The 16,877-nt window shown below is 71.3% G+C and carries 17 protein-coding genes and 1 tRNA gene; 10 read left to right on the top strand and 8 right to left on the bottom strand.

The annotated features are described in order from the left end of the window. Window positions 1–17 precede the first annotated feature (17 nt). The 5 genes from hemQ (at window position 18) to HF323_RS03315 (ending at window position 4,346) form a co-directional block, all read left to right on the top strand. Window positions 18–701, top strand: a complete 684-nt coding sequence (hemQ, locus tag HF323_RS03335) for a hydrogen peroxide-dependent heme synthase (RefSeq protein WP_188241633.1) — start codon at window positions 18–20, stop codon at window positions 699–701. Then, complete coding sequence (gene hemC, locus HF323_RS03330) at window positions 698–1,609, top strand: hydroxymethylbilane synthase (RefSeq protein ID WP_169581112.1); 912 nt, start codon at window positions 698–700, stop codon at window positions 1,607–1,609. Before hemQ ends, hemC begins: the two co-directional genes overlap by 4 nt. Further along, entirely contained in the window at window positions 1,606–2,622 is a 1,017-nt protein-coding gene (gene hemB / locus HF323_RS03325; protein WP_169581111.1) for a porphobilinogen synthase, read from the top strand. The genes hemC and hemB overlap by 4 nt, the downstream gene beginning before the upstream one ends. Then, window positions 2,619–3,932 carry a glutamate-1-semialdehyde 2,1-aminomutase gene (gene hemL, locus HF323_RS03320; protein WP_169581110.1) on the top strand — a complete coding sequence of 438 codons (1,314 nt, stop codon included), beginning with the start codon at window positions 2,619–2,621 and terminating at the stop codon, window positions 3,930–3,932. Before hemB ends, hemL begins: the two co-directional genes overlap by 4 nt. Before the next feature lie 186 nt (window positions 3,933–4,118). After that, entirely contained in the window at window positions 4,119–4,346 is a 228-nt protein-coding gene (locus tag HF323_RS03315; protein WP_169581109.1) for an RNA-binding S4 domain-containing protein, read from the top strand. A 114-nt stretch (window positions 4,347–4,460) separates the two neighbouring features. Here the strand turns inward: HF323_RS03315 and HF323_RS03310 are convergent. Next, window positions 4,461–4,533 (bottom strand) — tRNA-Ala (locus HF323_RS03310). A 218-nt stretch (window positions 4,534–4,751) separates the two neighbouring features. On the opposite strand from HF323_RS03310, the gene HF323_RS03305 reads away from it, so the two are divergent. Beyond that, the gene (locus HF323_RS03305; RefSeq protein ID WP_169581108.1) at window positions 4,752–5,954 is read left to right on the top strand and encodes an amidohydrolase family protein; all 1,203 of its coding nucleotides are present in this window, start codon (window positions 4,752–4,754) and stop codon (window positions 5,952–5,954) included. 136 nt (window positions 5,955–6,090) lie between these two features. Here the strand turns inward: HF323_RS03305 and HF323_RS03300 are convergent, their stop codons facing one another. Genes HF323_RS03300 through galU form a run of 3 tightly spaced genes read right to left on the bottom strand, consistent with a single transcriptional unit; the run spans window position 6,091 to window position 8,685 of the window. Further along, window positions 6,091–7,083 (bottom strand): large exoprotein, encoded by a 993-nt coding sequence (locus HF323_RS03300; RefSeq protein WP_169581107.1) that lies wholly within the window; start codon window positions 7,081–7,083, stop codon window positions 6,091–6,093. A 56-nt stretch (window positions 7,084–7,139) separates the two neighbouring features. Continuing rightward, on the bottom strand, window positions 7,140–7,769 hold the full coding sequence (locus tag HF323_RS03295; protein ID WP_169581106.1) for a GNAT family protein: 630 nt from the start codon (window positions 7,767–7,769) through the stop codon (window positions 7,140–7,142). A gap of 28 nt (window positions 7,770–7,797) precedes the next feature. Continuing rightward, on the bottom strand, window positions 7,798–8,685 hold the full coding sequence (gene galU / locus HF323_RS03290; RefSeq protein ID WP_169581105.1) for a UTP--glucose-1-phosphate uridylyltransferase GalU: 888 nt from the start codon (window positions 8,683–8,685) through the stop codon (window positions 7,798–7,800). A 115-nt stretch (window positions 8,686–8,800) separates the two neighbouring features. On the opposite strand from galU, the gene HF323_RS03285 reads away from it, so the two are divergent. The 3 genes from HF323_RS03285 to mscL are packed head-to-tail and all read left to right on the top strand — an operon-like array spanning window position 8,801 to window position 10,144. Beyond that, entirely contained in the window at window positions 8,801–9,397 is a 597-nt protein-coding gene (locus tag HF323_RS03285) for a 5-formyltetrahydrofolate cyclo-ligase (protein ID WP_169581104.1), read from the top strand. A gap of 15 nt (window positions 9,398–9,412) precedes the next feature. Continuing rightward, a complete protein-coding gene (locus HF323_RS03280) occupies window positions 9,413–9,694 on the top strand; it encodes an FmdB family zinc ribbon protein (RefSeq protein WP_169581103.1) in 282 nt (93 codons plus the stop codon). Window positions 9,695–9,727: 33 nt separating this feature from the next. Then, complete coding sequence (gene mscL, locus HF323_RS03275; protein ID WP_169581102.1) at window positions 9,728–10,144, top strand: large conductance mechanosensitive channel protein MscL; 417 nt, start codon at window positions 9,728–9,730, stop codon at window positions 10,142–10,144. Between the two features lie 28 nt (window positions 10,145–10,172). Here the strand turns inward: mscL and HF323_RS03270 are convergent, their stop codons facing one another. After that, window positions 10,173–10,364, bottom strand: a complete 192-nt coding sequence (locus tag HF323_RS03270) for a hypothetical protein (protein WP_169581101.1) — start codon at window positions 10,362–10,364, stop codon at window positions 10,173–10,175. Then, on the bottom strand, window positions 10,354–14,049 hold the full coding sequence (locus tag HF323_RS03265) for an AAA family ATPase (protein ID WP_169581100.1): 3,696 nt from the start codon (window positions 14,047–14,049) through the stop codon (window positions 10,354–10,356). Before HF323_RS03265 ends, HF323_RS03270 begins: the two co-directional genes overlap by 11 nt. 196 nt (window positions 14,050–14,245) lie before the next feature. On the opposite strand from HF323_RS03265, the gene HF323_RS03260 reads away from it, so the two are divergent. Further along, window positions 14,246–14,770, top strand: coding sequence for a methylated-DNA--[protein]-cysteine S-methyltransferase (locus HF323_RS03260; RefSeq protein ID WP_169581099.1), 525 nt, complete (start codon window positions 14,246–14,248; stop codon window positions 14,768–14,770). A 76-nt stretch (window positions 14,771–14,846) separates the two neighbouring features. Here the strand turns inward: HF323_RS03260 and HF323_RS03255 are convergent, their stop codons facing one another. Together HF323_RS03255 and HF323_RS03250 are read right to left on the bottom strand one after the other, a co-directional pair. Next, complete coding sequence (locus HF323_RS03255) at window positions 14,847–16,460, bottom strand: sodium/solute symporter (RefSeq protein WP_188241632.1); 1,614 nt, start codon at window positions 16,458–16,460, stop codon at window positions 14,847–14,849. After that, window positions 16,457–16,807 carry a DUF485 domain-containing protein gene (locus tag HF323_RS03250; protein ID WP_169581098.1) on the bottom strand — a complete coding sequence of 117 codons (351 nt, stop codon included), beginning with the start codon at window positions 16,805–16,807 and terminating at the stop codon, window positions 16,457–16,459. Before HF323_RS03250 ends, HF323_RS03255 begins: the two co-directional genes overlap by 4 nt. Between the last annotated feature and the right edge of the window lie 70 nt (window positions 16,808–16,877).

The raw sequence follows: 16,877 nt of genomic DNA, 5'->3' as shown, positions 1-16,877 counted from the left end.
ATGAAACAATGGAAGCCATGAGCGAGAACTCGGCAGCCCCGACGTCCGAGAACGAGGCACTCGGCTACACCCTGTGGGCCGTGTTCCGCCGAGACCGCCAGCGCCCTGCCCCCGCGGCCGACCTCTCGGCCGCCGTCGCCGAGGTCGAGGCATCCGGAATCACCGTCCGCGGCTGGTACGACGTCTCGGGCCTTCGCGCCGACGCCGACCTGATGGTGTGGCTTCACGGCACCGAGCCGGAGGTGCTTCAGGCGGCGCTGCGCACCCTGCGGCGGGCGGAGCCGCTCGCCTCCCTCGTGCCGGTGTGGAACGCGATGGGCGTCCACCGCGACGCCGAGTTCACGTCGAGCCATCTGCCGGCCTTCATGCGCGACAAGGACCCGGAGGCCTGGCTGACGGTCTACCCGTTCGTGCGCTCGTACGACTGGTACATCCTTCCCGAGGACGAGCGGCGCCAGATGCTCGCCGACCACGGCCGCAAGGGCTCGGAGTACCGCCAGGTGCTGAGCAACACCGTGGCCTCGTTCGCGCTCGGCGATTACGAGTGGCTCCTCGCCCTCGAGGCGCCCGAACTCGTCGATCTCGTCGACCTGATGCGTCATCTGCGCCAGACCGAGGCGCGCCGACACGTCCGTGAAGAGGTCCCGTTCTTCACCGGCCGCCGGATCGGCCTGGACGAGATCGCCGAGGTGCTGGCGTGATCACGCTGCGCATCGGCACGCGGGGCAGCGCGCTCGCCCTCACGCAGACCGGCATGGTGGCCACCGACCTCACCGACGCCACCGGGGTCGACACCGAGCTCGTCACCATCTCGACCGAGGGCGACCGCTCGAACGAGCCGCTCTCGCGCGCGGGCGGCATGGGCCTGTTCACCGGCGCCCTGCGCGACGCGCTGCTGGAGGACCGCTGCGATCTCGTGGTCCACTCGCTGAAGGACCTCCCGACCGCGCCGCACGATCGTCTCGTCGTCGCCGCGATCCCCGTTCGTGAAGACCCCCGTGACGCCCTGTGCGCCCGGGACGGCCTCACGCTCGACGCCCTCCCGGCCGGTGCCCGCGTCGGCACGGGGTCGCCGCGCCGCATGGCGCAGCTGCGCCGTCGCCGCCGCGATCTCGACGTCGTCGACATCCGGGGCAACGTCGATACGCGCCTCGGACGCGTCGCCTCGGGCGACCTCGACGCCGTCATCCTCGCCGCCGCCGGGCTGCGCCGCCTCGGCCGTGCCGACGTCATCACCGAGCTCCTCGATGCCGACAGATGGCCGACGGCGCCGGGACAGGGCGCTCTCGCGGTCGAAGTCCGCCGTGGCGACGAGGACCTCGTGAGCACCCTCGACCATGCCGAGACGCGCGCCGCCGTCGAGGCCGAGCGCGGCGTCCTCGCGCTCCTCGAGGCGGGCTGTTCGGCTCCCGTCGGCGCGCGCGCCGTCGTCGACGCCGGGCTGCTGCTGCTGTCGGCCAGCGTGTACAGCCTCGACGGCGCGACCGTCCTCACCGCCTCGCACGCCGCCGAGTGGCCCGACGACGACGCCGCGCGCGACGTCGCTCAGGCCGCCGCTCGCGAGCTGCTCGACGCCGGCGCCGCCGGCCTGACCGGAGCACGCCCATGAACTCCCGTGACTCGTCCGAGGCCGCCGGCCCGCTCGACCTCCCCCGGCCCGCCGTCCGCCCCCGCCGTTTGCGCGCGACGCCCGCCCTGCGGCGCCTCGTCGCCGAGACGCGCCTGCACCCCGCCGACCTGATCCTGCCGATGTTCGTGCGCGAGGGTGCGGGGGCGCCGGTGCCGATCTCGTCGATGCCGGGAGTCGTGCAGCACACGACCGAGTCGCTCAAGAAGGCCGTGACGGATGCCGCGGCCGCCGGCATCGGCGGAATCATGCTGTTCGGCGTGCCCGAGCACAAGGATGCGGTGGGCTCCGGCGCGACCGACCCCGACGGCATCCTCAACGTCGCCACCCGGATCGCGGTGGCGGAGGCCGGGGATGCGCTCGTCGTGCAGACCGACCTGTGCCTCGACGAGTTCACCGACCACGGGCACTGCGGGGTGCTCGACGCGAACGGGGTCGTCGACAACGATGCGTCGCTCGAGCGCTACCGCGACATGGGCATCGCCCAGGCCGAGGCCGGATCGCAGCTGCTGGGACTGAGCGGGATGATGGACGGCCAGGTCGCCGCGGTCCGGGATGCACTCGACGGTGCCGGCCACGCCGGCGTGCCGCTTCTCGGCTACGCCGCGAAGTACGCCTCCGCCTTCTACGGTCCGTTCCGCGAAGCCGTGCAGTCCTCGCTCCAGGGCGACCGCCGCACCTACCAGCTCGACCCCGCGAACCGTCGCGAGGGCGCACTCGAGATCGACCTCGACGTGGCTGAGGGTGCCGACATCGTGATGGTCAAGCCGGCCATGAGCTACCTCGATGTGCTGGCGGATGCCGCGGCATCCAGCCCCGTCCCGGTCTGGGCGTACCAGGTCTCGGGCGAGTACGCGATGATCGAGGCCGCGGCCGCCCACGGCTGGATCGACCGGCGCCGCGCGATCGAGGAGTCGGTGCTGGGCATCCGCCGCGCTGGCGCAGACGCCGTGCTGACGTACTGGGCCGTGGAGCTTGCGGGATGGATCCGATGACGACGAACGAGCAGGAATTCGAGCGCGCCCGCGGCGCGATGCCGGGCGGCGTCAACTCCCCCGTGCGCGCCTTCGGGTCGGTCGGCACGACGCCGCGCTTCTTCGTGTCGGCGTCGGGGCCGCGCGTGACCGACGTCGAGGGTCGCGAGTACGTCGACCTGGTGGGATCGTGGGGTCCCGCGATCCTGGGGCACGCACACCCCGCGGTGGTCGAGGCGGTTCAGGATGCCGCGGCCCACGGCCTCGGTTTCGGGGCATCGACTCCCGGCGAGACGCAGCTGGCCGAGCTGATCGAGGCTCGCGTGACCCGGGACGGTGCGCATCCGGTGGAGCGCGTGCGCCTCGTCTCGACGGGCACCGAGGCCACGATGACCGCGATCCGCCTGGCGCGCGGCGCGACCGGGCGCGACCTGATCGTGAAGTTCGCCGGCCACTACCACGGACACTCCGACGGTCTCCTCGCCGAAGCAGGGTCCGGGGTCGCGACCCTCGCGATGCCGGGGTCGGCGGGCGTGCCCGCGCCGATCGCGGCGCAGACGCTCGTCGTGCCCTACAACGACCTCGACGCCCTCCGCGAGGTGTTCGCCGCCCGAGGCGCCGACATCGCCGCGATCATCGTCGAAGCGGCTCCCGCCAATATGGGCATCGTGCCGCCCGCGCACGGCTTCAACGCCGCGATCGCCGACCTCGCGCACGAGCACGGCGCGCTGCTGATCCTCGACGAGGTGCTCACAGGCTTCCGGGTCGGTCCTGCCGGCTGGTACGGCATCGACCCGGTGCCGTTCGCACCCGACCTCATCACGTTCGGCAAGGTGGTCGGCGGCGGGCTGCCGCTCGCGGCGATCGGCGGCTCGACCGCACTCATGGAGCTGCTGGCGCCCCTCGGGCCGGTGTACCAGGCGGGCACGCTCAGCGGCAATCCGCTCGCCGTCGCCGCGGGGCGCGCGACGCTCGAGCACCTCGACGCGGCCGCGTACGCGCGGATCGACGCGGCGGCGTCGCGGATCGCGGATGCCGCGGCATCCGCCCTCTCCGACGCCGGCGTGACGCACGTCGTCCAGCGGTCGGGCAACCTGTTCTCGATCCAGTTCACCGGCACGGCGCCGCACGACTACGCCACCGTGAAGGCGCAGGAAGCATTCCGGTACCCGCCGTTCTTCCGCGCGATGCTCGAGCAGGGCGTCTCGCTGCCGCCGTCGGTGTTCGAGGCGTGGTTCGTCTCGGCCGCCCACGACGAGGACGCCGTTTCGCAGATCGTGGACGCGTTGCCTGCTGCGGCCCGTGCGGCGGCGGTGGCGACGCCGGTCTGACCCCTCCCGAGGGCGCGCTCTGGGTGACTGCGCGCCCGTGGCCGCGACGGCACCGGTTCCTGTCCTTCGCTGCGGCCGGACGCCACACGGTGCCCGTGCGGAACGGATGGCCGGCGATCTGCGCCGAGGAGTGCTGACCGGGCGACGAGGGGAGGGTGACGCCGACCGGTCGGCTAGCATTCGAGGATGATGAGCCGGGCTGCGATCGAAGACGTGCCGATCGGCGGCGACACCATCCGGCTCGGTCAGTTCGTGAAGTTCGCCGGGCTCCTCGACTCCGGCGGCGACGTCAAGGAGGCGATCCTCGACGGCTACGTCACCGTGAACGGCGAGGTGGATCGCCGGCGCGGGCGCCAGCTGCAGCTCGGAGATGTCATCGCCTTCGAAGGGCGCCAGGTGCGCGTCTGCCCGTGAGGCGCACGCGCTCGACGCCGCGAGCGCGAACGTCGGTCACGGACAGACGAGCGCGCGGAAGGCATCACGCACACATGCACGAAGCCCCCGGCACGCGGGGGCTTCGTGGATCGGTGGACCTGAGGGGATTCGAACCCCTGACCTCTTCATTGCGAACGAAGCGCGCTACCAACTGCGCCACAGGCCCGTGAACCTCCGCTAGATTATCACGCTCCCCGGGGGCTCCCGCGCACGTCCCCCACCATCCCCGCGAACCGGCCTCCCCGCCCACTCGCCAGCACGAACCTCGCAGAATTGCGCGAATCTCGCAGAATCTCGGCCGGATGCTGCGACGCGGCGTCGATTCTGCGAAGCACGTGCACCGCCCCACCCGAGCCGACTGCCCGGCCGGGAGAGGATAGGGGCATGCCGTCCTCTCTCGAGCGAGTGTCCGCCGTCCGCAATGTCCGTCTGGGCGTGAACGAGGACTCACTCACCACGCACGACATCGTCCTCGACGAGGAGGGTCGCATCTCCGGCACCCCGCCCGCGAGCGACCGACCGTTCGAGCATGGCGAGATCGACGGCCGCGGCCTTCTCGCCCTTCCCGGACTGGTCAACGCGCACGCCCACGTCGACAAGTCATGGATCGGACACCCCTGGCAGTCGTACGGCGGCGAAGGCGGCACCGACGGACGCATCCGGCACGAGCGCGCGCGCCGCGACGAGCTCGGCATCCCCGGCCTCGACATCACTCGGCGCGTCCTGGCCGAGTTCGTGCGCTTCGGCACCACCGCGATCCGCACGCACGTCGACGTCGACCTCGGAGTGGGGCTCCGCGGCATCGACGTGGTCCGCGAGGCGGTCGCCGAGTACGGCGGCGCCCTGAGGGCCGAGATCGTCGCGTTCCCGCAGGACGGGGTGCTGCGCCGTCCCGGGGTGCTCGACCTGCTGCGCCAGGCGGCGGAGGCCGGTGCCGAATATGTCGGCGGACTCGACCCCGCGAGCATCGACCGTGACCCGGTCGGGCAGCTCGACGCCATCTTCGCCGTCGCCGACGAGACGGGCGCCGGGATCGACATCCACCTGCACGATCCCGCGGAGCTCGGCGCGTTCCAGTTCGACCTCATCATCGACCGCACCCAGGCCCTCGGGCTCACCGGCCGGGTGAACATCGCTCACGGCTTCGCGCTGGCGCAGGTCGAGGCATCCCGCCGTCGCGATCTGCTGCGCGCGATGTCGGAGCTCGACATCACCCTCACCACCGTCGCGCCGCTGCGACTGCCCCAGCTCCCGCTCCACGAGCTCGACGCCGCCGGCGTGCGCTTCGGGTTCGGCACCGACGGCATCCGCGACCTGTGGAGCCCGTACGGCACCGGCGATCTGCTCGGCATCGCGTGGCAGTACGCACGCTCGTCGAGCCTGGTGCGAGACGACGATCTTCGCCGGGTCGTCGAGATCGCGACGACCGACGGCGGACCGTTCGCCGGCGCCGGTCGCATCAGCCTCGCGGCGGGTGACCGCGCCGACCTGATGCTCCTCGACGCCGAGAACGCGATGGACGCCCTCGTGCGGACTCCTCCGCGCGAGCTCGTGCTGGGAGGCGGCCGGGTGCTGCACCGGGCGTGAGCCGGGGCATCCGTCGCTGCAGCTGCGTCCTCGCAGAATCGCGCCCCCGTCGCAGCCGTTCGTCGGGATTCTGCGACGTTCGCGCGATTCTGCGAACTTCGTGAAGACCGACGCACCGCCGCGCGACGTGGGGCGCTCAGGCTCCGGCGGCGCGGCGTGTGAGCAGGTCGCGGACGTGGGCCTCGATCTCGGCGTCGTCGACGTAGCCCATGCGCGAGAAGTCCGCGGCGCGGGCGGCACGCGCGACGTCGATCGACGGGGGACGCTGCGCCTCGGCGCGTTCGCGCATCGACTCCTCGCGGGCCGCCTGGCGCAGCGCCTCGCGGGCCGCTTCGGCCTCGAGCACCGCGGCCGCGCGCGACCCCGCCGAGGCCGTGAGCGGGCGAGGCAGCTCGCGCGGCGCCCACTGCCGCGTCGTCTGTTCGAGCTCGACGTCCTGCAGGCTGACGTCGGCGCGCACGACCGGCTCGGCAACCCGCGCCGAGGCCCGACTCGCCACGCGAGACAGCCGGTGAAGCACGAGGGCGGATGCCGCCACCACCGTCACCCCGGACCAGAGCCAGGTCTGCGCGCCCGTCGTCACGACGGTGAACGCACCCCAGCCGGCCAGCGCGAGACCGGCCAGCCCGAGCACCAGAGCCACGAGCCGGAACCCGCGGCGCACGCGTGCCCGGCGCGCGGCCGGCGTCGATCGCGCGGCGCGCACCTGCACGCGAGCCGCGTCGTGCGCAGCCTCGATCTCGGCCCGCGCGGCCGCTTCGGCAGCGGCACGTTCCCCCCGGGCGCGTTCCAGCTCGACGCGCGCGACGGCCTCACCGGCGGCGCGATCGGCGCGGGCGCGCTCGAGCTCCACCTTCGCGTGCACGAGCGCCGCCGCCTCCCGCTCGGCGAGCGCCTGCCGCGCGAGTCGCTGCTGCGCCATCGCGGTGCGGGCATTCAGCTCGAGCCGCACTTCGGCGGGCGTCTCGCTCGTCTCGGCCAGCACCCGGAGTGCCTGGTTGAGCCGCACCGCATTGCGCTCGGCGGCATCGAACTGCCGCCGGCTGTGCCACGTGGGAAGAAGATAGACCAGCCACAGGAGCACGGCGACGAGCATGATGACGCCCCCGCCCAGCACCTGCCCGTCCATGTCGACAACGGTAAGTGAGCGGATGCCCCGGCGGCGGCATCCGGTCGCGTGTCGCTCTAAGCGTGCAACCGGTCGCTGGGAGGAACCGTCGCGGCGTCGGCGGGAGCCCGGCCGTCTATCCAGCGCTGGAGGACCCCCTCGGGCACGTCTTCGCGGACGAGTGCGAAGGCGTAGTGGTCGCGCCAGTCGCCGTCGATGTGGATGTAGCGGCGACGCAGTCCCTCGTACCGGAAGCCGAGCTTCTCGACGACCCGCAGGCTCGCTCGGTTCTCGGGACGGATGCAGATCTCCATGCGGTGCAGGCGCAGCTCGGTGAAGCACACGTCGGTGGCGAGGGCCACCGACGTCGGCGTGATGCCGCGACCGGCGAACCGCTTGCTGACCCAGTAGCCGATCGTCGCCGAGGCGAGGGAGCCGCGCGCGATCCCCCACACGTTGAGCTGCCCGGCGACGACGCCGTCGTGCTCCATGACGAAGGGAACACCGCTGCCGTCGCGGTATTGCTGCAGCAGGCGCCGCACGCCGAGGCGCATGTCGAACGAGACCGGCCCGTCGGGGCTCGTGGCCTCCCAGGGCCGCAGCCAGTCGCGGTTGGACAGCAGCTCGTTCTGCAGCACTCGCGCGTCGCGCTGGCGCACGAGGCGGATCGACACCGCTCCGTGCCTGCGGGGAGCCGTCAGGTCCACGTCGACCCCCTCCGTCGGTGGCGGCGGGTCAGAGGCCGGCCGCGAACTCCTGCAGCCAGGGTCGCAGCTCGGGACCGAGGTCGTCGCGATCGGAGGCGAGCTGAACGATGGCCTTGATGTAGTCCAGCCTATCGCCGGTGTCGTAGCGGCGACCCCGGAAAACGACGCCGTACACGCCGGGACCCTCGGTGTCGGCCGCAAGCTCCTGCAGCGCGTCCGTCAGCTGGATCTCGCCGCCCTTTCCCGGCTCGGTGCGCTCGAGGATCTCGAAGACGTTCGGGCTGAGGACGTATCGTCCGATCACGGCGAGGTTCGACGGCGCGTCCTCGCGCTTCGGCTTCTCGACAAGTCCCGTGACCTTGACGATCCCCTCGGTGCCGGTCTCCTCGACGGCAGCAGCGCCGTACATGTGGATGTGCGCCGGGTCGACCTCCATGAGGGCGATCACGGTGGCGCCCGTGCGCCGGTGCTCGTCGATCATGGTCGTCAGCAGCGGGTCGCGCTCGTCGATGAGGTCGTCGCCGAGCATGACGGCGAAGGAGGCGTCGCCCACGTGCGCCTTGGCCCGCAGGACCGCGTGACCGAGGCCCTTCGGCTCGCCCTGGCGCACGAAGTGGATGTCGGCGAGGTCGCTCGAGGCGACCACACGCCGCAGGCGGTCGTCGTCGCCCTTGTCCTTCAGCTTCTCCTCGAGCTCGGGCACCGAGTCGAAGTGGTTCGAGATCGCATTCTTGTTGCGCCCGATGATCACGAGGATGTCGTCGATGCCGGCCTGCGCGGCCTCTTCGACGACGTACTGGATCGCCGGCTTGTCGACGACCGGGAGCATCTCCTTGGGCATCGCCTTCGTCGCGGGGAGGAAGCGCGTGCCGAGACCGGCGGCGGGAATGACAGCCTTGATGGGGGTATGGGGCATGCCCTGCATTCTAGGGTCACCATGTTTCCCGTACCGGCCATCTTGACAGCGGCCCGGGCGGAGCACTGCGCCGTCGCGCGGCGAGCCGGCCCGGGCGGCACCTAGAATCGAAGGCATGTCCGATGCGATCGCCGATGCGAAGCGAGCGCTCCGCGCCGAACTGCGGGAACGGCGTCAGCTGATCACCCCGCGGGCGCGCGAAGCGGCCGCCGAGGGCGTCCGCGCACAGCTCGACGCGCTCGTGGCGAAGCTCGGCGTGACGTCGATGTCGTGCTTCCTGTCGACGACCACCGAGCCGGGAACGCGGGAGTTCGTCGCCGGCGCGGTGGAGCGGGGCATCCGTGTCCTGCTTCCCGTCACCCGCACGGACGGCCTGCTGGACTGGTCGGTCGCCACGCGCGACCTCGACATCGCCGAGGGGATGTTCGGGCTTCCCGAGCCCGTCGGCGAGCTGGTCGGCCCCATCGCCGTCAACGACGTCGACCTGCTCGTGATCCCGGCCGCGGCGGTCGACCGCCACGGCATGCGCCTCGGCTGGGGGCGCGGCTACTACGACAAGACGATCGGCTCGATGCAGGGCTGCCCTCCCGTATATGCGGTGGTGTTCGATTCCGAGATCGTCGACGAGGTCCCCAGCGACCTCCACGACCAGCCCGTCACCGGTGTCGTGACGCCCACGCAGACCCTTGTCCTCGCGCCCGTCCGGCGCTGACCGTCCGAGAGAGACATGCCCACCTACGCCTATGCCTGCAAGCAGTGCGGCCACCGCTTCGACGCCGTGCAGTCCTTCGCCGATCCCACCCTCACCGAATGCCCCGAGTGCGGCGGACCGCTGCGCAAGGAGTACGGCTCGATCGGCGTGACGTTCAACGGCTCCGGCTTCTATCGCACCGACTCGCGCGCGTCGAGCTCGAGCGGGTCGACGGATGCCTCGGCTGGCGGCTCCTCGTCATCTTCGACATCATCGAAGTCCGAGGCGAAGTCTTCCCCTGCCTCGACCGGGACGTGACCGGCGGAAGCCGGCGACAGTGAGGAGCATCACATGATCAAAGGCTTCAAGGAGTTCATCCTGCGGGGAAACGTCATCGACCTGGCCGTCGCCGTCGTCATCGGCGCGGCGTTCACCCTGATCGTCAACGCGATCGTCGCCGGGCTCATCAACCCGCTCATCGCGCTGGTCTTCAACGCCAGCAGCCTCGACAAGGTCGGCTGGACCGTGGAGAACCTCAATGGAGACGAAGTGTTCTTCGCGTTCGGGTCGATCCTCGGCGCGATCATCAACTTCCTCGCGGTCGCCGTCGTGGTGTACTTCGTGTTCGTCTATCCGATGAACCGCTTCAAGGAGCGCGCGGCGGCGCGGGCCGGCATCGCGGAGGAGGAGGCGTCCGACCTCCCCACGGAGCAGGAGCTGCTCGTTCAGATCCGCGACCTGCTCGCCACCGAGCGCCCGCGCGCCTGAGCGCTGCGCGGCATCGACCCGACTCGCGTCAATAGTGCGGCGGGACGTCGCGCTTGAGGCGCTCGTCATTCGGGCCGGAGGACCCGGATGCCCGTTCGGCCGAGGCATCCGGAATCTCGTCCCCCGCAACGGGCTCGGCACCGGTGCCGGGTGCAGGGGTCAGCTTGACGCGGCGCGACCCGGGAACGCGCTGGATGCGCTGACGGTCATCAGACGACATCGAACGGCTGCGTGTCGGCGTCGACACGCGGCGCCTCGGGCGGGACGCCCAGCATCGTCGCGATGCGCTGGGCCACTCCGGCGGGGTCGCTGTAGAGGTCGAACGAGTGCACGCGCACGTAGTGCCAGCCGAGGCGGCGCAGGATCTGCGGGCGCAGGCGCAGCGATTCGCGGAGCGACTCCCCGATGGTCTCGGGGTCGCTCTCGACCACCACGGCCTTGCCGGCGTACTGCGCGACGAGCGGCAGGAGTCCGCGGTACTGCACGTCGACCGACAGCCCGAGCCGCCGCAGCTCGCGCGCGAGGCCGCGCGTGAGCGGGTCGGCGAGATCCTCGAGCCGGGCGTCGCGCGCCCTGCCGGCAATACCGCCGAGGATCGACATGAGGGTGGCAGCGCCGTGCTCGAGACGCCCGTCGTCGAAGGCCGACGGGCGGATCGACGACACGATCACCATCGACCGGCGCGCACGGGTCATGCCCACGGTCAGCAGGCGTTCCCCGTCGGGCGTGGACAGGTCGCCGAAGTCGCTGAGGACCCGGCCGTGCCGGGTGAGCCCGAAGCCGAGCGAGAACACCACGCGGTCGCGGCTCTCGGCGACCGACTCCTCGAGCGTGAGCACGGCGAACGGCTCGGCGGTCTCTCGAGAGAGGAAGTCGGCGACGTCGGAGCGCCCGGCGAAGGCCGCGTCGACAGCGGCCCGGATGCGCTCGGCGTGCCGGCGACTCGCGGTGACCACCATGAGCGACTCGCTGCCGCGGTTGACGGCGTGCTCGACGACGAGGGTGACGACGCGCGCGACCTCGGCGTCGGGACTCTCGACCGCCCCGGTGATCGGGTCGGGCGTGCCCGTGCCGCCCTCGACGTAGTCGACGCCGAGGCTCCCGCGACCGAGGTACGAGCCCGCCCAGGGCAGCGAGACGAGCTCACCCCCGTAGAACGCGTCGTTGACCAGCTCGGCGAGGTCCTCGCCGCCTGCGCGATAGCTGCGGGTGAGGGTCTCGACGGGGAGCAGCTCGGCGAGGCGCTCGAAGACGCTCGTCGTGTCGAACGGCTGCTCGGCCTCGCGCCCGTCGTCGACACCCGCCGCCACACGGAACGGCGTCGGCTTCTGCGTCACGGGGTCGCCGAAGACGACGACCTGCCGCGCCCGGCGCAACGCAGGCGCCGCCTCAGCGAGGCAGAGAGCCGCGGCATCCGCGATCACCACCACGTCGAAGGCGGGCGATGCCGGGATCTCGGGCACGTCGTACGGTGACGCCAGCCACACCGGCGCGAGCGTGCGCGCCAGCCGCGGGGCGACGCGCACGAACTCGGACGCGGTGACCGCACCGGACTTGAGTGCGCGCTTGAGCGCGTCGGCCTCGTCGGCGTGGTCGACGATCCCGATCCGCCACTGCGTCGCGAGCTGGGCGGCCAGAAGGGGACCGGATGCCGCGGCATGCGCCTCGTCGACGAGGCGGAAGTCCCGCTCCAGTCGGTCGACGACGGCGGTGTTCGCACCGAGGACGGCCCGGTCGGTGCGCAGCAGCAGCTCGAGCGCCGACTGCCACCACGCGAATTCGAGCTCGTCGGCGACCCGGTCCTCGGGAACGTGGCGCACCGAGAGCTCGGCGAGCAGCTGTCCCAGTCCGAGGGCGGAGAGCTCGGTGCGCAGCGTCGCGCGCTCCTTGAGGTTGTCGAAGACGTCGGAATCGGCGGCCAGCCCGGCGAGGATCCGCACGAGCTGGGCGACGGGCACCGTGCACAGCCGGTCCGCACCCGTCCGGTCGAGGACGGCGTCGAGCTCGGCCAGTTCGGCGTCGACCCGCTGCCACGCGACGTAGACGTCGGCCAGGCCGATCGGCACCTCGGGAGTGACGCCTGCCTCGACGTACTTCTGCCATTCGGTCCGCTGCTGCTGGATGCGCACGAGCGCCTCGTACATGTCGGGCACGTGCACGCCCGGGCGGACGTACTCGCGCGACAGCCGCCGCAGGCGGCGCCGGTTCGGGCCGCTCATGTTCGGGGCGTCCCGTCGCGGCGCGTGCGCCTGGATGAGCTCACCCAGCGGACGCTCGAACACGGTGAGGCTGAAGCGGTCGAGGGAATCCCGGATGCCCTGGAGCAGGCGCAGGTAACTGCCCAGCTCCGAGATCGTCTGGAACGGGCGCATGCGGGTCTGCCCGATGAGCTCGTAGCCCCGTTCGAGCAGGCTGGGGACGTCGCTGCGCTGCAGCTTGCCCGCGAGGGCGTGCGCAGCGCGCGCCTCTTCGGTCGTCGCGAACGACACGCCGTACCAGGGCGAGTCGTCGGGTCCGAACCGGAATTCGCCCAGACGGGCAGCGGTCGCGAGCTTCGCCGCCGCCTCTCCCCGCGCGTGCGCGAGCCGTTCGAGCGTGCGGCCGTCGAAGCGCGCCGCGGTCGACGGCGGCACGTCGCGCGCGTTGAGGTTCGCGAGGGCGCGCAGGATCTCGAGCACCGAGACGTCGAGGGACGGATGCTTGGCCGTGACGGCACCGCGATAGTCCCGCAGCACCCCGCGCAGGCGCACGAGGGCGTCGTCGATGTCGGCGACCTTCGGCGCCTCCGCCTTCTCGTTGCGGCCGATCGCGCGGATGAGGTCGCGCTGCAGATGCCGGGGCGACACGGCGAGGCCCGGCAGCCCGATCCCGGCGAGGCGATGACGGATGCCGTCGAGGGTCGAACTGCGGGCGCTGACGACGAGCACGCGCTTGCCGTCGCGCACGAGCCCGCCGACCGCGTTGATCACCGTCTGGGTGCCGCCCGTGCCGGGAAGGGTGTGCACGGCGAGGGACTGCCCCGCCGCGATGCGCGCGAGCACGCGCTCCTGCTCGGAGTCCGCGTCGAGGAGCAGATTGTCCGACGCCGGCGGGCGCTCGTCCGGGCTCGCCGGCAGCGGCACCTCGCGGCGCAGCGTGAGGGTCTCGCGGTCGGCGGGGTGCCCGGCGAGCGCATTGAGCACCGGGTGGTCGAGGTCGGCCGCGTCGCGGGCCATGCCGCTGCCGACGTCGGCGAAGCTCGAGACGAGCAGACGCGGCTTGACGACGTAGGTCTCGATCCACGACGTGAGCGCCCGAAGGTGGTCGATCACCGGCTGCGGCTTGAACACGCCCCCGTCGTGGGCCAGCGCCGCGAGCCCGGCACCGTCGAGCTCGATGCCGAAGTGCGTGCGCATGGCCCGCACGAGCTCGGGGTTGACGAAGATCGAGCCGTGCAGCTTGAGCTCGAAGTCGGAATGGTGGCGGCGGATCGCAAGGGGACGGAGCAGCACCGGGGCGCTGCAGTCGAGGCTCCCGATGCGCCACTGCGCCAGTCCGACCGCCAGGTGCACGGCCTCGAGTCCTCTCGTGGTGCGCAGCTCGACGTTCTTGGCCGTGATGCGTTCGGCGGCCAGCCGCGCGTTGCGCAGTGCCACCTCGTCGCGGAACAGGTTCGACAGCAGCGTCGAGCGGCCCGTGATGAACTGCGGCAGGCTGCCGGGGTGGGCCTTGGTGATCTCGATGGAGTCGTCGTAGCTGTCGGTGAAGTGGAGCAGCGTCGACCGTCCCCCGAGCTCACCCGACTGCAGCCGCAGTCGCTCGCGCTCCGGATCGGCGATATGCGCCACGGTGACGCCGGGCTCGGCGAGGCCGAGATCGCCCGGTGTCACGACACTGTCGGACACGGCATCGTTCGCGCCGGCCACGACGCTGCCTTCTGCTCGCCACACACGAGCCACACTAAGCGCCGTTGTCGTGCGCCTCTTGCAGCGAGGCCGAGTTTCGCGGTATTGGGACACGCCGATTGACCAGCGCTTCCTCCCCAGCCGACCGCCGAGGGCCGCGTCTCCCACTTCGGGCCCCGTGCGGTCCGGTCCGCGAGCGCCGCGCCAGGATGGTCGCATGACCTCGCCGCAGCCGTCCCGCTTCCTCGTCCACCCCTCCCCGGTCGGCGACGTGCTGATCGTGACGACCGATGCCGGGATCGTGACGCTCCACCCGGTCGACGGCCCGCTCGGCGCCGAGCTCGAGCGGGTCGGCCTCGCGCTGCGAGCGATGCCGGTTCCGGCGGAGTCGGATGCCTCGGCCGACGCCGCCGCGACGCAGCTCGACGAGTACTTCGAGGGCGACCGTCGCGCCTTCGATCTTCCGCTGGACTGGCGCCTCGTGCGCGGCTTCACGCGCGCCGCGCTCGAGGCGGTGTGCGAGATCCCCTACGGCGAGACCGCCGGCTACGGGGAAGTCGCGATCGCTGCCGGCAGTCCCCGAGCGGCCCGAGCCGTGGGGACGGCGTGCGCGAACACGCCGTTTTCGATCGTCGTGCCGGTGCATCGGGTCGTGCGGGCCGACGGCTCCCTCGGCGAGTACGGCGGGCGCCCGGAGGTGAAGCGGTGGCTCGTCGATCACGAGCGCGCCGCGGGCGAGTAGGCCGTCCGCGCGCAGCACGGCCCGGGCGGCGTTCCGCCCGGGCCGTGCACTTGCGTCCCCGGAACGGGAACCTGCTTCAGTGGTGCGTGGCCTTCTCGGCTCCGTAGCCGGTCAGTGAGCGCACCTCCATCTCGGCGGCCTTGACACGGTCCTCAGCACGACGAGACGTCACCGATCCGAGCCAGCCGAGGAAGAACCCGAGCGGGATCGAGACGATGCCGGGATTGTTCAGCGGCCAGATGGCGGTGCCGACCTTGAACACGCTGGTCTCGGTTCCCCAGAACACCGGCGACAGGAAGATGAGGATCACGGCGGCCGCCAGGCCGCCGTACATGCTCCACACCGCCCCGCGCGTCGTGAACCGGCGCCAGAACAGCGAGTACAGGATCGTCGGCAGGTTCGCCGAAGCGGCCACCGCGAAGGCGAGCGCGACGAGGAATGCCACGTTCTGGCCCTGCACGCCGATGCCGCCGATGATCGCGAGGATGCCGATCACGATCACCGTGCGACGGGCGACCTTGACTTCGCCGTCCGGCGGCACGTTGCCCTTCTTGACGACGTTCGCGTAGATGTCGTGCGCGAAGGATGCCGCGGCGGTGATGGTGAGGCCGGCGACGACCGCGAGGATCGTCGCGAAGGCGACCGCCGAGATGAAGCCCAGCAGGACCGGGCCGCCGAGAGCGAGGGCGAGCAGCGGTGCCGCCGAGTTCACACCACCGGGCGCCGCGGCGATCGTCTCGGGCCCGACGAGGGCACCGGCACCGTAGCCGAGGACGAGCGTCAGGAGGTAGAACAGGCCGATCAGCCAGATCGCCCATACGACCGAGCGCCGCGCCTCCTTGGCGGTCGGCACCGTGTAGAAGCGCATGAGCACGTGCGGCAGACCCGCGGTGCCCAGCACCAGCGCGATCGCCAGCGAGATGAAGTCCCAAGGGTTGGCTCCGTACTGCAGGCCCGGTCCGAGGATCGCCTCGCCCTTCGGCGACGCCGCCACCGCGTTCTCGAGCAGCGTGTTGAGGCTGAATCCGTTGATCGCCAGCACCCAGATCGTCATGACGAGCGCGCCGCCGATGAGGAGGAACGCCTTCACGATCTGCACCCAGGTCGTGCCCTTCATGCCGCCGACGAGCACGTAGACGATCATGAGGATCCCGACGACGGCGACGACGATCGACTGTCCGACAGCCTCGGTGATGCCGAGCAGCAGCGACACGAGGCCGCCGGCGCCCGCCATCTGCGCGAGCAGATAGAAGAAGCACACCGCGAGCGTCGTGATCGCCGCCGCCATCCGCACCGGCCGCTCCTTCAGGCGGAAAGACAGCACGTCGGCCATGGTGAACTTGCCCGTGTTGCGCATGAGCTCGGCCACGAGCAGCAACGCGACGAGCCAGGCGACGAGGAAGCCGATCGAATAGAGGAACCCGTCGTAGCCGTTGATCGCGATCGCGCCGCAGATGCCGAGGAACGACGCCGCCGAGAGGTAGTCGCCCGAGATCGCGAAGCCGTTCTGAGGACCGGTGAAGGAGCGACCCGCGGCGTAGTAGTCCGCCGCGGTCTTGTTGTTTCGGCTTGCCCGGATCACGATGAACAGCGTCACCGCGACGAACGCGCCGAAGATCGAGATGTTGAGGATCGGGTTGTTCTCGACCGTGGTCACCGCCGCTTCGATGGAGCTGATGATGTCGTTCACGCCGACACCTCCCGCTGCTCGAGCTCATCGCGGATCTCCGACGAGATCGGGTCGAGCTTCCGGTTGGCGTACCAGACGTAGGTCATCGTGATCGCGAAGGTGGTGACGAACTGTCCGAGCCCGAACAGCAGCCCTACGGTGATGTCGCCCCAGACGCGCTGCGCCATGAACGCCGGCGCGAACGACGAGAGCAGCACGTACGCGAAGTACCAGACGAGGAACGCGATCGCCATCGGGAACACGAAGCCCCGATGACGGCGCTTCAGCTCTGCGAATCGGGGCGATTCCTCGACCTCGATGTAGTCGATTCCGCCCGGTGGGGCGGTGTCGATCCGAGGATCCGACATGTGGCCTCCTTGCCTCATGAACAGGCGCATCACTGCGCCGGTGGGGATCCCGAGACGGCGGAGCGAGCGC

The organism is Microbacterium sp. MF43 (genome assembly GCF_012847295.1).
GTDB lineage: Bacteria > Actinomycetota > Actinomycetes > Actinomycetales > Microbacteriaceae > Microbacterium.
The sequence above is the reverse complement of the archived record's forward strand: the minus strand, read 5'-3'. Positions and strand labels throughout refer to the sequence as shown.

Excerpts from the sequence above, each read along its gene's own strand:
- hemQ (WP_188241633.1), top strand. The coding sequence starts at position 18 with ATGAGCGAGAACTCGGCAGCCCCGACGTCCGAGAACGAGGCACTCGGC.
- hemB (WP_169581111.1), top strand. The coding sequence starts at position 1,606 with ATGAACTCCCGTGACTCGTCCGAGGCCGCCGGCCCGCTCGACCTCCCC.
- hemL (WP_169581110.1), top strand. The coding sequence starts at position 2,619 with ATGACGACGAACGAGCAGGAATTCGAGCGCGCCCGCGGCGCGATGCCG.
- HF323_RS03315 (WP_169581109.1), top strand. The coding sequence starts at position 4,119 with ATGATGAGCCGGGCTGCGATCGAAGACGTGCCGATCGGCGGCGACACC.
- HF323_RS03305 (WP_169581108.1), top strand. The coding sequence starts at position 4,752 with ATGCCGTCCTCTCTCGAGCGAGTGTCCGCCGTCCGCAATGTCCGTCTG.
- HF323_RS03300 (WP_169581107.1), bottom strand. The coding sequence starts at position 7,083 with ATGGACGGGCAGGTGCTGGGCGGGGGCGTCATCATGCTCGTCGCCGTG.
- galU (WP_169581105.1), bottom strand. The coding sequence starts at position 8,685 with ATGCCCCATACCCCCATCAAGGCTGTCATTCCCGCCGCCGGTCTCGGC.
- HF323_RS03285 (WP_169581104.1), top strand. The coding sequence starts at position 8,801 with ATGTCCGATGCGATCGCCGATGCGAAGCGAGCGCTCCGCGCCGAACTG.
- HF323_RS03280 (WP_169581103.1), top strand. The coding sequence starts at position 9,413 with ATGCCCACCTACGCCTATGCCTGCAAGCAGTGCGGCCACCGCTTCGAC.
- mscL (WP_169581102.1), top strand. The coding sequence starts at position 9,728 with ATGATCAAAGGCTTCAAGGAGTTCATCCTGCGGGGAAACGTCATCGAC.
- HF323_RS03270 (WP_169581101.1), bottom strand. The coding sequence starts at position 10,364 with ATGTCGTCTGATGACCGTCAGCGCATCCAGCGCGTTCCCGGGTCGCGC.
- HF323_RS03260 (WP_169581099.1), top strand. The coding sequence starts at position 14,246 with ATGACCTCGCCGCAGCCGTCCCGCTTCCTCGTCCACCCCTCCCCGGTC.
- HF323_RS03250 (WP_169581098.1), bottom strand. The coding sequence starts at position 16,807 with ATGTCGGATCCTCGGATCGACACCGCCCCACCGGGCGGAATCGACTAC.